This window comes from Microcoleus sp. AT8-A3 (assembly GCF_036705675.1).
In the GTDB taxonomy this organism is placed as follows: Bacteria; Cyanobacteriota; Cyanobacteriia; order Cyanobacteriales; family Microcoleaceae; genus Microcoleus.
Genome location: NZ_JAUBVD010000004.1, coordinates 136,726 through 150,790 on the forward strand (window position 1 = coordinate 136,726; position 14,065 = coordinate 150,790).

Consider the following 14,065-nt stretch of genomic DNA (forward strand, 5'->3'; position numbering starts at 1 on the left):
AGTATCCTGTGGTCAGGAAGACCAAATGATACTACCTGACTAGGCCAAGGCAATAGGCATCACTCTACACAACCGCATGGCGAGTCGTGGAAAGCAAAATTAAGGAACCCAGACTCAACCATGCAACTAGCAGAAAGGCACATTATTAAGCATACAGAACACCGTTTTGCCGAACTCGATAACGCTTCGTGGCAATCCAAAAATCTCTACAACGCTGCTAACTACGTCCTTCGCCAAAACTTCCTCTACGGCTGGGGATATCTCACTTACAATCAGATGGCTAATTTGATGAAATCCCATCCAGCATATCAGGCACTACCTGCCAAAGTCAGCCAACAAATTTTGATGATATTGGACAAAAACTGGCAAGCTTTTTTCGAGGCTCTCAAAGCTTACAACAAAGAACCGACAAAATTTACAGGACGCCCAAAAATACCGAAGTACAAAGATAAAGTTAAGGGGCGAAATATTCTCGTTTATACAGTGCAAGCAATTAGCAGCAAACAATTAAAAAAAGGAATTATCAAACTTTCAGGGACAGAAATATCGATTCAAACAACTGTCAAGCCCGATCGAATTTGTCAAGTAAGAGTAGTTCCCAAATGCAATTGTTACGTAATCGAGGTAATTTACCATGAACAGGAGCCCGCCCGATATCGAGAGAACTCTGCATCGGTAGCCAGTATCGATCTCGGACTGAATAACTTAGTAGCGCTAACATCAAATCAACCAGGCTTTATCCCCCTACTGATTAACGGGCGACCGCTAAAATCCATCAATCAGTTCTACAACAAGCGCAAATCCCAATTACAATCTCAATTGAAAGGCAATCTTAAAACCTCATCAAGAATTGTGCGCCTCACTCGCTGTCGCAATCAAAAAGTCGATAACTACTTACACCATACTAGCAGGCTGATTATCGATATTTTGAGCGAGCGTCAGATTGGGACATTAGTAATTGGGAAAAATGTGCAGTGGAAAAACTGCATTAACTTAGGCAAGCAGAACAATCAAAACTTGGTCAGCATTCCGCACGCTCGATTAATTCAGATGTTGGAATACAAAGCTGTTTTGGCTGGGATTGAAGTAATAATACAGGAAGAATCCTATACTTCAGCCTCCAACTTCCTTTCTTTAGATCCGATTCCTGTTTACGGCGATAGCGATGCCAACAGCGTGGAATTTACTGGCAAACGCATCCACAGAGGTTTGTACAAAACGGCAGAGGGTTTGTTAATTAATGCTGATGTTAATGGGTCTTACAATATCATGCGAAAAGCACTCCCAAAAGCGTTGAGCAATGGGATAGGGAGCTGCGTAGTTCAGCCCAGGCGGGTTAATCCGCTCAAAGTAAAAGCGAAAGGGGAGGGGCACGATGCCTCCCATGTCATGTAATAGATGACTATACTTTTACCAGCTATGCTGGTACGATTACCGAAACTTTAGGAAACTACGCGGCGGGTTCCGGTGAGGGCCTCGCGGAACTTCTGTCGGTTTGAGGCGCATTTTTGACCGATCGGCGCAAATTCTTAGTGTAAGCTCTACTTACAATCAGAGAAAAAATTAGCAGGGTTAACAATATCAAAGCGAACTGACCTCAAAATTTCAGTACACGATTTGTCTCCCTAAATATTAAAAAATATTAAAACAAAAAGCTAGTCGATCGCCCGAAAAGTTATTTTGACCGAAACCATCCAGGATACAAGCCCCCGGATTCATCTCGCGCAAGTCAATGCTTCAATCTAAAATCTAAAATCTAAAATCGCGCAATCGATTGACCGCCTCTTTTGCTATAATTTGTGAGCATCTTTCGGCTCGCCCGCACCGAGGGGCAAGACCCCTCACCCAGACAGCGACCGAAAAGCCGAGGATAGATATCAGTTTTCAGAGGATATTGCAATGGGCGAATTTTTTACAGTCGATGTGTTTGCGAACACGATAGCGGTACTCGGCGCTTTGGGTTTTTTCTTTTTGGGATATCAAGCTTTGCAGATGTTGAAAAAATAAAGTATGTCAGAACTGAGATGTTGCACCATTGTCAAGAACGGGCAAGATGCCCGTTCCACAAAGAATGATTTTTCTCGTGGAACAGGCATCTTGCCTGTTCCTAAACAAGTAATTGAGAATGGTGCAATATCTCAGTCAGAAGTCAGAAGTCAGAAGTCAGAAGGAAAGAAGGAAGAGGGAAGAAGGAAGAGGGAAGAAGGAAGAAGGAAAGAAAAAAGAAGGAAAGAAAGAAGAAGGAAAGAAACAACTATTCCGAATACCCAATGCCCTGTTTTGCCAATGCCCAATGTCCTGTTTTGCCAATGCCCTGTTTTGCCAATGCCCAATGCCCTGTTTTGCCAATGCCCAGGAACACCTAATTTACCTGAAAAAGGCTATACAACTGACTCAACATTGCCACTGTTTCTTGCGAAAATCAACCAAAAAAAGGCTGCGTTATTATCATGGTGAGCCAACTTTTAGATGGACGCTATCAAATCATTGAAGTCATAGAAACAGGAGAATTTGGGCAAACCTATCTGGCCAAAGATATTCGCCGTCCCGGAGAACCGCAGTGCTTTGTCAAGCACCTGCGTCCCGGTACTACCGAACCGAAATTAATTAATACTACGCGCCGTCTTTTTCAAAAAGAAGCAGAAGTTCTAGAAAAACTCGGTCAACACGACCAAATTCCTCAGCTATTCGCTTATTTTGAAGAAAATGAAGAATTTTTCTTAGTAGAATCCTTCGTTGCCGGTCACTCGCTATCAACCGAGATTGTACCGGGCAAGCCTCTAACTGAAGAAAAAATGATTCCTTTGCTGAAGGAACTGTTAGAAATTTTAGTATTTGTACACGGACAGGGCGTAATTCACCGAGATATTAAACCGGCAAATTTAATCCGCCGCTATTCAGATAACAAGTTAGTTTTGATTGACTTTGGCTCGGTGAAAGAAATTCACATCGCTCAAAGACAAGCGCCGGTAACTGTGCGGATTGGCACTTTGGAATATATGCCGATCGAACAATTTCAATACAACCCGCAACTCAACAGCGATATCTACGCTTTGGGAATGATTGGCATCCAAGCAATGACGGGTTTGCCGGCTTACGATTTGCCGAAACTGCGGGATTTGAAAAATTCTAATAAAGGCGAAATTGTTTGGCGGCATTTAGCCACGTGTTCCCAAGCGCTGGCTGATGTTTTGGACAATATGGTGCGCTACGATTTTCGGGAGAGGTACCAGTCGGCGGCGGAAGCTTTAGCCGATTTGAGGAAAATTGGCGATCGCTCGCGGGCGCGGATTCCCAAGCTAACAATATATCGCGAAGAAGTCGATCGGCGCAGCAGCAGCCGGGGTGATATTACAGTCGTCGGTCGAAGAATATTAGATGAACTGCGCGTCAGTTTGGAATTGCTGCCAGAAGAAGCAGAGGCGATCGAAGATGAGGTATTGAACCCTTACCGGAAATACAGGGAAAAAGGCGAACGCTACGAACAATCACTGCAAGAAGCAATGCAGCAAGAATATCCCTTTTCTCTGGAAACTCGCGACGAATTAAAACGCTTGCAGCAAGTTTTAGGGCTTACCGACGAAGATGCCGCGAAAATCGAAGAATTAGTCATTCCTAAATCTTTATTTGCTAAATTGTACAAGGCGATATCCACAGTTTTGGAGGGACATCGCAACCCCAATCTGCCACCAGCGAGTAGCGCCCCTCACCTCGTCGAATTGCAGGCAAGTCCGGCGGTATCCCCGCAGGTAAATCTGAACGGAAAAACCGATTTGTCGAACTCCAGCCCAGCAGCACTTGTCCCCAAAGAAACTCGCAAATTCAACCCTTATCTTGCCGGGGCAACAATTGCGGCTATCTTAGCTGCGATCGGCGGAATTTACGGATATCTCAAATGGCAAGAATGGCAGCAGCTAGCCCAGAAAGAATCCCAACAGCTCAATCAAATTGAAGCTCTTTATACAGCCAGCAATTATGAAGGCTGCATCAGCCAAATACCAACAATTGCCGACACTTCCAGCACCTATTCGTCCGCTCAGGAGTTACAAGAACAGTGCCAAGCAGGTCTGCGTTGGAAGAACGCCACAGTCAAAAATTTCGCTCAGCATTCCGATGCAGTTGGGTCTGTTGCTTTCAGTCCCGACGGCTTAATGTTAGCCAGCGGTTCTAAAGACAAAACCATCCAAATTTGGGATTTAGCTACAGGCAAGTCGATTCGCACTTTTCCAGGAGATTCCTCCACTATTTGGTCGGTTGCTTTTGACTCAAACGGTACGAAACTGGCGACGGGAACCGGTTTTTGGCGAGTCATGTTGTGGGATTTGAAAACAGGGCAAGTGATTCGCAGTCTCGACCACACTGCTTCTGTTTGGTCTGTCGCTCTTAGCCCCGACGGACAGCTTGTGGCTAGTGCCAGCGGAGACAAAACCACAAAGATTTCGGATGCAGCAAGTGGTCGTTTGATTCAGAGTTTTCCAGACCATACAGATTTTGTTTATTCTGTTGCTTTCACTCCAGATGGACAAAGTTTGGTTAGCGCTTCTAAGGATAAAAAAATTACAGTTGTGGATGTCGCAACAGGGGCGTTGCTCAAAACAATTGAGGGACATGGCGACGCGGTGAGGTCGGTTGCTGTTAGCCCGGACGGCAAGACAATTGTTAGCGGTTCCTACGATGAAAGTATTAAAATTTGGAATATCGAAACAGGAGATTTAATTCGCTCTATCAAGGGACATTCTGACGATATTGTCTCGGTTGCTATCAGCCCGGACGGGAAGTTTATTGCCAGCGGGAGCAAGGATAAAACTATTAAAGTTTGGGATTTTGCTACTGGAGAATTGCTGAATACTTTGACGGGACATTCCGATGAGGTTTATGTGGTAACTTTTAGTCCCGATGGCAAAACTATTGCTAGCGGTTCTAAAGACAATACTATTAAGTTGTGGTTGAGGTAATACGATTTTAGATTTTAGATTTTAGATTTTAGATGGGAATGACTTACTGCATAATGGTTGGGAATTTCCCTACAGTTGCATCCTTTTGAGGAACTGGTGTACTATCAATTCCGGTCGATTACCCCTAATATCATGTCCGAGCCATTGACCGTGATTAAACGCCGGGGCGGGTTTACAGATTTTCCCGTTTCTATTCAATATCTTGGTGAACCCGCCCCTACAGGAATCAGGGTTAATTGACCGGACATAATATAATACGGTAGGGGCGGGTTCACCCAAAATATATGCCAATAATTGACAATCTCAAAAACCCGCCCTTTTAATCGCTCGATCGTAAATGATATCATTAGTCATTGGTCATTTAATTGGTATAATTCAGCTCATTTTTGAAGGTTTGGGGAAAGTGCCAATAAGGCGTTTCTAATTCGTCCTCAGTTGGAGAATTTTCAGTTGAGTTCTCTCGGATTTGAAAAAAGTGGTAGAGGTTAGCGACAGTTAAATCGGATATTTCTTGCCAATTCGAGGCAGCTAAACCTTGATAGCCAGTAGCGATCGCCTGCTGGCTGACATAAACTTCGGATCTCCGGCGGATTTCCGGCGACACAGCGAAGGTTAGCTGGTCGCGCAAGGATAGAAAGTGAGACTTTTGCTTTAAACTTTCATAAAGTGAAGGTTCCGCAGCTAATACCGTGAATGTAGTGTACACGCTGCTTTTTAAACTCTCGCCGCTGAGTTTATCTAAACTAGCTAACTGGTGCTGCTCTTTTGGAGACAAAGTTTCCATCCAATCAACCTCATTGTGCCAAAATTCTATTACACTTAAATCATGACCGAGAATCCTAGTAACTTCGGGAAATAAAAAATCTAGTTCGGGTTCGGATTGACATCCTTTAACAACAGTTAGAAGATTTTGACGAATTTTTGATTGCAGTTCCCGGAGGCGATCGCTCACCATATAGTAGGCCCGCTGCAAGTGAAACGTGACCCCGATCGCCTGCTCGATCGCCCAAACACATTCCATTTGCCTGAGCTTTCCTGCAGAAGACAGCCCCTCCAACAAACTAGGATTATCATAAATTTTTAAAGCCTCAAACAGCATATCCCGCCCGCTATTAATTTCGGAATTCCGAAGTTTAATATCTGGCACTGTTAGGGCTGACTGACAGCGTTTGATAGCTTTAGAAAAAATCTCATAACCGTTAACCAGTTTCTGGCGGTGCATTTCAAAACTTGAGTCGTGAGCCACCTTAAAAATCTGCTGGATCACTTCTACTCCCCTATCTTTGAGGATGTGTCTGAGATCGATAAATCCGTCTTTAATTTTTAGCTTCTGGTGCTTTGCCTCTTCTCGGATTTTTAATACTTGGTTGAGGTTTACTGCTGACAAAACTGTGTTCGATACAGCGCCAATACCAATGACAGCAGCAGTCGCTTGCATCACTGCCAAATTAATTTTCAGACAGTTAAGCATTCTGTATATTTTTTGAAACCCCTGATGAGTTTGAGCAACCTGCAACGGCGCCACAGTGACGTACAGGGGAGCTACCAGCGGCTGTATGGGGCCACCTCCGGCTAACTGTGCGAGCAATCCTATAACTCCCCGCGAGGAAAGAGTTTCACTTCTTGATTGATAAAAAATTTTTGCGAGCTCCACAAACTCCCCTGTCACCGGATCTCTAGCTGCGGGGAGCAATTTTCCTGTTTTGGTAGCAGGCTGTACAAGGTTGCCACTATTGAGTCGCGCCTGAGTTGCAGGGGTGAATATATAATCCATGTTGTGGCTCAGTTTCCATTCAAAAAGGCAGATGTTTTGTATTGTATGCTGTTTATGGAAACGAGAGATGAAAGGAAATGAATGAGTATCTCAAGGCATTCCAGGCTATTAACCTGTTTAGCGATCGATTGTTGGCAGACGAATATCAATCCGTGGAGATTAAACAGTCAGCTACCCAACTCAATTTAGATGTGGAACCTTGTATTGACGAAATTAAGCAATCTGCCATCAGGCTCAAAGAGCTACTTCAGGTATGTTTCAAAGATGTATCTCAGGCTGAGGATGTCTGGAATAGCAAGCCGAGAATTGCGGGAGCATCTCCTGTTGATGTCTGGGAGCAAATTGGCGAACTAAGCGGATGCGATGTGAGAATTCGCACTTTAGGAAAACAGGGCAAATATGATGCTGTTGCTAAAGTTCGCAAATCTTGGAGCGACAAGGCAACCAAGTTAAAAAATCATTGGTTTTTGTGGGATAAAAACTCTCAAGTCTTTCAAAGAGATACTATTGGTTTTTTTGAAAAAGATAATTTGCACAAAGAGTTGCGGAATGAAGTTGATTCCCAGGCAGAGCGAGTGATTTTAATTATGGAAAATGAATTAAATTTAATTTTTAAAGAATTACAATCTATTGATATAGAAAAAATTGAACTTTGTATTGAATGCTTTGACCTAAACAGTCAGTCTAAATTTAGAGAGCGACTACAATCAATAGGCGGGGAGATTGTATCGAAGTTTACGGAGCCTCTGAAATATTTGCCGGATTCTTATATGAAGAGTTTTAAAGAAACGCTGAAAGAACCTGTAGAAACTCTGGTTCATAAAAGCAAGATGGGAATCAGTTTGATCGATTTTGAAGAGTGCTGTAAAGTGATTGGCTTAATCCTAGAAAATGTGATTTTAGCAATTTTTGAGGAGCGTCTGAAACTGGCAATTGAAACAGTTGAAAAAGCGATTAAATTCTACAATAATTTTTTAGAGAAGCAGGCGCGGTATCAGAAAGAAACGCCCCAACAGCGAGCGGCGGAAAAAGATTGGATTGAAGGCCAGCGGCAGCAACTCAGGGAAATTCAGCAGTATATTGATGCAGTCATTAGTCATTAGTGGTTAGTTATTAGTAATTGGCAATTTGTAATTAGGAGTTAGTAATTAGTGTTTTAACTACTAATTACTGACCCCTAACTGTTGAATTCACCCAAACAGGACTTACACAGAAGCTAATTAATTATTTACGGCTCCATGCACACCGCACCTTAGCGCTATAATTAGCGCGTCAAACCACTTTTTGCGTAAGTCCTGCTAAAAATAGATACAAGCCCCGGAATTAAGTCAGGGAAATAAAAAAATTAGACTTTAGTTCAACTTCCCACTCAAGGCTGGGGAGTTAATCTAAAATCTAAAATCTAAAATCTAAAATCTAAAATCGAATGATTATTGATATTGACCGCTGATTTCGTAAACGATCGCGCCCAAAGACGCTAAGCTAGCTAAAATTAGCATTCCGGCCGGCATGAATTTTTGAGTTTTAACAAGGCGCACAATAAAGACTATTACTAAAACAGCGGAGATGGCTGCTGCTAATGTTAAACCCCAACTTTGTCCCATAAGCTGGGCGGTGCCGGCAAAAATTAGCAGCGAACCGCTAATCAAGCCCGAAATGAGCGAGGCTTGGCTTTTGGCCTTGATATAACCCATGATGCCGCCAACCAGTGTTAAAATGCCGTAGCCGATCGCCGCTGCTGTACCTAAATTCATTTTTAATCCTCCCGATTTCACTGTTTGCATCTAAATTTATACAGCGCGGCCTGCAATTAGTGTCACGAATTGTTAGAAAATTTATTAAAGCCAGTCAGGATATGTAACTGTTATACAATTGCCATTATGTCAGCCCTAACTTCTGGTGCGATCGCCCAAATCCGTTACCTCCAGCGCCAAGCGGCATCCCTGCTGCTGTATCAATCAGTTCTCAAAAGCCCTGTCGGTCAAGCTTTTCTCGATTTGCTGCAAGCCCTTCACCACAGCGAAGTCAGCGGTTTGGAATGTCAGGTAGCTTACGGGAACTGGTTCAAACTTCAGGCTGCTAAAAATTTAAGCTGGAAAGATTCTTTGATTTGGGAAATTCTCAAAAACGAAAACCCCTTTTCACGCCGAGCTCAGCAAACAGATTTTGCAAGTTTGCCCCCCGCTTTGGTGGAGGCCGCCCGACATGATTTAGAAGTGCTGCAAAATATTTACGAATGCAGCAGCGAACAGTTGAGCAAGTGGGTGCGGGTAGCGGGTCAACTTGACGCAGTGCCTCCGATTTGGCATTCAGAAAGTGTAGCAGAACAGGGAGATTTGCCGCTGCACGGAAAACTGGAAAAATGGTCGAGCGCTACGGAATCTTTGGCAGCTTATTACCGACAGTTTGGCACGGGTTTGTTTGCCGAATATCGCGCTTTTGCGTGGCGGGGAGGGCAGTTGGCGAGTATTTCCCATCCCGATCGCATAACTTTAAAAGAGTTGGTTTGCTGCGATTGGCAGCGGGATGCTTTGGTGAAAAATACGGAGTTTTTGCTGGCAGGTTATCCGGCTTTGCACGTCTTGCTATACGGCAGCCGCGGTTCGGGCAAGTCTTCTTTGGTGAAGTCGCTGTTAAATGAATTTGGATCTCGCAATCTGCGCTTGATTGAAGTATCTAAATCGGATTTGCAAGATTTGCCGCTAATTGTCGAGCAGTTGCGGGGAGTTCCTCAAAAGTTTATTATTTTTGTGGATGACCTGTCTTTTGAGGAAGATGATGATGCTTTTAAAGCTCTGAAAGTTGTGTTGGAGGGGAATGTGACTGCCCGCTCTCAAAATGTGGTAGTTTACGCCACATCTAACCGCAGGCATTTAATTCGAGAGTTTTTTGACGACAGGCCTCGCCCCCGCGACGGAGATGAAGTTCACGCTTGGGATACTGTGCAGGAAAAACTTTCATTTAGCGATCGATTTGGCTTGACTTTAACTTTTGAACCGGCCGATCAAAACACTTATTTAACAATTGTCCGACATCTGGCAGAACTTGCTGGAATCAAACTCGCTGCTGAGGATTTGGAACACCGCGCTAAAGAATGGGCAACTCGTCGCAACGGGCGATCGGGCAGAACTGCGCGGCAGTTTGTTGATTTTCTGAAAGCAGATTTAGCCCTTTTTGACAAATAGATGGTCTGCGCTGTAATGGCGGGTTTTAACTGAGATGTTACATCCTTCTCAATAAGTTTTTTATGAACAGGCTTTTCGGCCTGTTCCACAATAAAATTCACTCTTTGTGGAACAGGCCGAAAAGCCTGTTGCTTACAAGGGTGCAAGATGCCTGTTTTAGCCGATATATGGGAAGGCAATTCAGGATCTGAATAAACCCGCCGTTGCAGCGCCGAAGGGCGAAATAAAAATTCTTAATTTTTTCATAATTTTATTGATAATAAATAACTAACCAAATTTGATATAATTATCAAAATCTCCCAAGAAACCTCCAGAGCCAGAACCCATCCTGACTCCATAAATCCACCACTAAATAATGAGGAAAATATCATGGGTTTATTTGATAAAGTATCGAAGACTCGCCAAGAAACGGAAGTAACTTTAGGGCCGGCCGAATCATTTGCGGCGATCGCGCTAATTGCCGTAGCAGCCGACGGTTACATCAATGACAGCGAAAGTAAAGCGATTAGCATGACGCTATCTCGGATGCAACTGTTCCGCAGTTATCCTGATGACGTGATGAGAAAAATGCTCGATCGCCTGCTGATGATTATGCAACGGCAAGGAGTGGAGGTACTGTTTAATGCCGCTTTGGCAATGCTTCCCGACGAACTTAAAGAAACAGTTTTTGCTGTGACAACTGATATCGCTTTAGCAGATGGCGAGGTTTCAGAAGAAGAAGAACAACTTTTGAACGATCTTTACAGTGCATTGGGGATTTCCGAAGATATTGCCCTCAAGATTATAGACGTGATGTTGATTAAGAACAAAGGTTAAGAAATCAGGGGAAGGAGTGAGGAGGGCGAATTTTACAATCTAAAAAATTAGTGCCTACTTACTTAGCTGACAACTTCTCCAAAAGTGCGGGTTTACCGATATGATGGTTGGTAAAATTGCGATCGAATTTGCGATCGCCGTTACTACCTCAAATGCCTTTCACTTACACCCGCACTGTTCGCTTTCAAGATACCGATGCTGCTGGAGTCGTTTACTTTGCTAACGTTTTGGCGATGTGCCACGAAGCTTACGAGGCATCTCTAGCAGCATCGGGAATCAATCTCAAAGCATTTTTCAGCAATCCCGAGGTTGCCTTTCCCATAATTCATGCTAGTGTAGATTTTTATCGCCCAATGTTTGCGGGCGATCGGCTGATAATTCAATTGACGCCCAAACAACTTACGGGCGATGAATTTGAAATTGCCTATCAAGTATTTTCTCAGGAAGTTGCAGGAAGAAGCGCGGCTAAAGCTCTGACTAAGCACGTCTGCATCGATGCAGTTGGCAGAACTCGAAAACAGCTATCTGAAGACTTGATGCAGTGGATGAGGAAAATTGAGAGTTGAGATTTCAGATTATACTAATTCTCAAAAGTCATGCAACAGTAGCGCTCCGGGTGCGTCGCCACCTGCCAATCCTAAAAAAGAGTGACAATCTCAAAGCGACGCACCTTACCTCATAGTTCAGGAAACAAACCCAACACTCATGATTGTTGCTTTCTGGAGGCGAGAATTGGCATTAGTTCTATCTTTAAATAGTAGCAGGGAATGACAATCAAATTTCTGTTTTGTTGATAATTATTTCTGAATAGTTGATAGTATGTCAAATCGCAATTATGCCATTGTGGGCACGGGAGCTTTAGGCGGATTCTACGGTGCTAGACTGCAACAAGCAGGTTTAGAAGTCAATTTTTTGCTTCGTAGTGATTACGAACACGTCAAAAAACACGGTTTGATTGTCGAGTCTCCCGAAGGCAACTTCACCCTCCCTCACGTCCGCGCCTACCACGACGCGCACAAAATGCCTCAGTGCGACGTAGTAATTGTAGCGCTGAAAACAACTCAAAATCACTTGTTGCCCAAAATATTGCCTCCTTTATTAAAGGATAACGGCGCGGTTTTAGTATTGCAAAATGGATTGAATACAGAACCGGAAGTCGCTAAAATTGTCGGTGCAGAACGAGTGGTTGGCGGGCTGTGTTTTCTCTGCTCTTATAAAGTTGGGCCCGGTCATATCTGCCACCTAGATTACGGCACTATCACCCTGGGAGAATATGCCCAGGACTACAAAGCAATCGGTATTACTGATAGATTGCACCAAATTGCTAAGGACTTTAAACGTGCTCATATTCCCATTAAAATGAGCGAAGATTTGCTATTGTCAAGGTGGAAAAAGCTGGTTTGGAATATTCCTTATAACGGGCTGTCTGTAGTGTTGGATGCGAGAACTGACGAACTGATGGCTAATCCCGATACTCTGATTTTAGTTGAGGAAATCATGGGGGAAGTGGTAGCGGCAGCCAAAAGTTGCGATCGCATTATTCCCGATGACTTTATCCCACAAATGCTCGAATATACTCAGAAAATGAAGCCTTACCGCACCAGCATGAAAATCGATTATGATGAATCGCGGCCCCTGGAAGTTGAGGCGATTTTTGGTAATCCGATACGGGTGGCGCAGCAAGCAGGTATTAGGTTGCGGCAAATAGAGGTACTTTACCGAATGTTGAAGTTTGTGGATTTTCAAAGACAAGAAGCGGAGAGGACGAGAAGGCTATTAGGTTTGTCCTAATTGGCAATTGGCAATTGGGCGGGGCGGGTTTGTGAGATTTCTCGCTGGTGTTGTAGATATTGGTGAACCCGCCCCTACAGGAATTACTGTCAAATCCGGTTAATTCTATCGATTCACCGGCGATGACACATCGCAATTTCTTGCAATTGTTCTCGATTGACTTTGCCTTGAGAATTGCGCGGCAATTGTTCGACAATTACCCAATATTTCGGCCGCTTAAACTTGCTCAACTTATCTTCTATTGCTGCGTGCAGATTTTTGACCGTAACTTCGGAATTAGCGGGAACGTAGATAGCCGTAACGACTTGACCCCAATCTTTGTCTGGCAAGCCAATTACAGCAATATCCGCAACTAAATTAGTCGATCGCACAACGGCTTCAACTTCCGCCGGAAAAACATTTTCTCCGCCTGTGATAATTTTGTCGCTGCTGCGTCCGACGATATTTAAGTAGTTATTTTTATCAAAAAATCCCAAATCGTCTAATTGGAAGTATTGGCGATCGCCAATATTTTTAGGATAATAACCCAACGCCAAAGATTTAGCATTTACCACAATATTTCCGATTTGATTTTCGCACAAAATATCACCATTTGCACTCCGAATAGTTATTTTAGCATGGGGTAAAGTTTGACCGGAACTGTTATTGCCCGCGAGAAAATCTTCGGGTTTTAGTGTAGCAATTTGCGAGGCGGTTTCGGTCATGCCATAACTGGGCGCTAATTTGATTTGATAGTTTCTAGCTGTTTCTAAAAGTTCCGGCCAAGCGGGAGCACCGCCCAAAAGTACGGCACGAAAGCGTCCAAGCCAATTAGCTGTATCGGGATTTTGCAGCAGCCGTTGCAGTTGAGTTGGAACTAAAGAAATGAAAAATTCTTCGGGTTCGATATCGCATATTTTACCATTTTCTAATTCTTTAAATGGCTGAATTGCCAGTTGTCCGCCGCTAGTAAAAGAACGCATGAATTGCATTAAACCGCTGACGTGGTATAAGGGCAAAATGCAGAAAGAGTTGATTTTGTCAACTTGAAAATATTGTTGAAAACCTTGTACTGATGCGGTTAGTGTTTCCCAAGTGTGGATGGCAAAACGGATTTTTCCTGAAGAACCGCCGGTGGGAATCATGATTGTATCAAAACCGCTTTTTGTCGGCGAATGGAATTCGCGGCTATACAAACGAAGTCCGCCTTCGCAGACTGGGATATGGGGAGTGGTGGGAAGCGGGCATTGTCCCCAAATTAAGTCTGGTTGAACTAAATCAAAGACTTGTTGCCATTCTTGTTTTACCCAGTTGGGATTGCAGAGAAAAATCGGGCATTTGGCGGCGCGGGCGGCGGTGAAACTGGCAAGAAATTGCACTGGTTCTGCTTCGGCGATGCAAATTTTTGGGGGTGTTTTTTGTGCGGGATTTTGGGTGATTTCTTGAAATAGCCGATCGACAATTCGGGCAAATTCGCGACTGTCACAACCGATCAGCCAATCATCGGGCAAGCCACACGCGATATCCAGGATATTTACTGTTAGATTTGTTGCCATAGATGCTTT

The 14,065-nt window shown here is 43.8% G+C and carries 11 protein-coding genes; 8 read left to right on the forward strand and 3 right to left on the reverse strand.

Annotated elements, in window-relative coordinates; translation table 11 throughout:
- Positions 1 to 120 precede the first annotated feature (120 nt).
- From QUB51_RS04130 to QUB51_RS04140, 3 genes are all read left to right on the forward strand, one after another.
- Positions 121 to 1,395 (forward strand): transposase, encoded by a 1,275-nt coding sequence (locus tag QUB51_RS04130; RefSeq protein WP_333052604.1) that lies wholly within the window; start codon positions 121 to 123, stop codon positions 1,393 to 1,395.
- A gap of 615 nt (positions 1,396 to 2,010) precedes the next feature.
- A complete protein-coding gene (locus tag QUB51_RS04135) occupies positions 2,011 to 2,457 on the forward strand; it encodes a hypothetical protein (RefSeq protein WP_333052606.1) in 447 nt (148 codons plus the stop codon).
- A complete protein-coding gene (locus QUB51_RS04140; protein ID WP_333052608.1) occupies positions 2,451 to 4,955 on the forward strand; it encodes a protein kinase domain-containing protein in 2,505 nt (834 codons plus the stop codon). The genes QUB51_RS04135 and QUB51_RS04140 overlap by 7 nt, the downstream gene beginning before the upstream one ends.
- Before the next feature lie 361 nt (positions 4,956 to 5,316).
- On the opposite strand, the gene QUB51_RS04145 is transcribed toward QUB51_RS04140, so the two are convergent.
- Positions 5,317 to 6,729, reverse strand: a complete 1,413-nt coding sequence (locus tag QUB51_RS04145; RefSeq protein ID WP_333208402.1) for a hypothetical protein — start codon at positions 6,727 to 6,729, stop codon at positions 5,317 to 5,319.
- A gap of 77 nt (positions 6,730 to 6,806) precedes the next feature.
- Between QUB51_RS04145 and QUB51_RS04150 the strand changes: the two genes are divergently transcribed.
- On the forward strand, positions 6,807 to 7,832 hold the full coding sequence (locus QUB51_RS04150) for a hypothetical protein (protein WP_333259699.1): 1,026 nt from the start codon (positions 6,807 to 6,809) through the stop codon (positions 7,830 to 7,832).
- Positions 7,833 to 8,159: 327 nt separating this feature from the next.
- On the opposite strand, the gene QUB51_RS04155 is transcribed toward QUB51_RS04150, so the two are convergent.
- Positions 8,160 to 8,483 carry a TMEM14 family protein gene (locus tag QUB51_RS04155; RefSeq protein ID WP_190735279.1) on the reverse strand — a complete coding sequence of 108 codons (324 nt, stop codon included), beginning with the start codon at positions 8,481 to 8,483 and terminating at the stop codon, positions 8,160 to 8,162.
- A gap of 126 nt (positions 8,484 to 8,609) precedes the next feature.
- Here QUB51_RS04155 and QUB51_RS04160 point away from each other — a divergent pair, with 126 nt between their 5' ends.
- The 4 genes from QUB51_RS04160 (at position 8,610) to QUB51_RS04175 (ending at position 12,521) form a co-directional block, all read left to right on the forward strand.
- Positions 8,610 to 9,914, forward strand: coding sequence for an ATP-binding protein (locus QUB51_RS04160; RefSeq protein WP_333259702.1), 1,305 nt, complete (start codon positions 8,610 to 8,612; stop codon positions 9,912 to 9,914).
- Between the two features lie 369 nt (positions 9,915 to 10,283).
- Positions 10,284 to 10,730: a tellurite resistance TerB family protein gene (locus tag QUB51_RS04165; RefSeq protein WP_333052618.1), complete on the forward strand. Its 447-nt coding sequence runs from the start codon at positions 10,284 to 10,286 to the stop codon at positions 10,728 to 10,730.
- Positions 10,731 to 10,837: 107 nt separating this feature from the next.
- Positions 10,838 to 11,296: an acyl-CoA thioesterase gene (locus tag QUB51_RS04170; protein WP_445251570.1), complete on the forward strand. Its 459-nt coding sequence runs from the start codon at positions 10,838 to 10,840 to the stop codon at positions 11,294 to 11,296.
- Between the two features lie 253 nt (positions 11,297 to 11,549).
- Positions 11,550 to 12,521 carry a putative 2-dehydropantoate 2-reductase gene (locus tag QUB51_RS04175; RefSeq protein ID WP_333208401.1) on the forward strand — a complete coding sequence of 324 codons (972 nt, stop codon included), beginning with the start codon at positions 11,550 to 11,552 and terminating at the stop codon, positions 12,519 to 12,521.
- A 113-nt stretch (positions 12,522 to 12,634) separates the two neighbouring features.
- On the opposite strand, the gene QUB51_RS04180 is transcribed toward QUB51_RS04175, so the two are convergent.
- Complete coding sequence (locus tag QUB51_RS04180) at positions 12,635 to 14,056, reverse strand: 2-succinylbenzoate--CoA ligase (protein ID WP_333052623.1); 1,422 nt, start codon at positions 14,054 to 14,056, stop codon at positions 12,635 to 12,637.
- Positions 14,057 to 14,065 lie beyond the last annotated feature (9 nt).

Coding starts and splice junctions, on each gene's coding strand:
- QUB51_RS04175 (WP_333208401.1), top strand. CDS start 11,550: ATGTCAAATCGCAATTATGCCATTGTGGGCACGGGAGCTTTAGGCGGA.
- QUB51_RS04145 (WP_333208402.1), bottom strand. CDS start 6,729: ATGGATTATATATTCACCCCTGCAACTCAGGCGCGACTCAATAGTGGC.
- QUB51_RS04130 (WP_333052604.1), top strand. CDS start 121: ATGCAACTAGCAGAAAGGCACATTATTAAGCATACAGAACACCGTTTT.
- QUB51_RS04150 (WP_333259699.1), top strand. CDS start 6,807: ATGAATGAGTATCTCAAGGCATTCCAGGCTATTAACCTGTTTAGCGAT.
- QUB51_RS04160 (WP_333259702.1), top strand. CDS start 8,610: ATGTCAGCCCTAACTTCTGGTGCGATCGCCCAAATCCGTTACCTCCAG.
- QUB51_RS04165 (WP_333052618.1), top strand. CDS start 10,284: ATGGGTTTATTTGATAAAGTATCGAAGACTCGCCAAGAAACGGAAGTA.
- QUB51_RS04140 (WP_333052608.1), top strand. CDS start 2,451: ATGGTGAGCCAACTTTTAGATGGACGCTATCAAATCATTGAAGTCATA.
- QUB51_RS04180 (WP_333052623.1), bottom strand. CDS start 14,056: ATGGCAACAAATCTAACAGTAAATATCCTGGATATCGCGTGTGGCTTG.
- QUB51_RS04155 (WP_190735279.1), bottom strand. CDS start 8,483: ATGAATTTAGGTACAGCAGCGGCGATCGGCTACGGCATTTTAACACTG.
- QUB51_RS04135 (WP_333052606.1), top strand. CDS start 2,011: ATGTCAGAACTGAGATGTTGCACCATTGTCAAGAACGGGCAAGATGCC.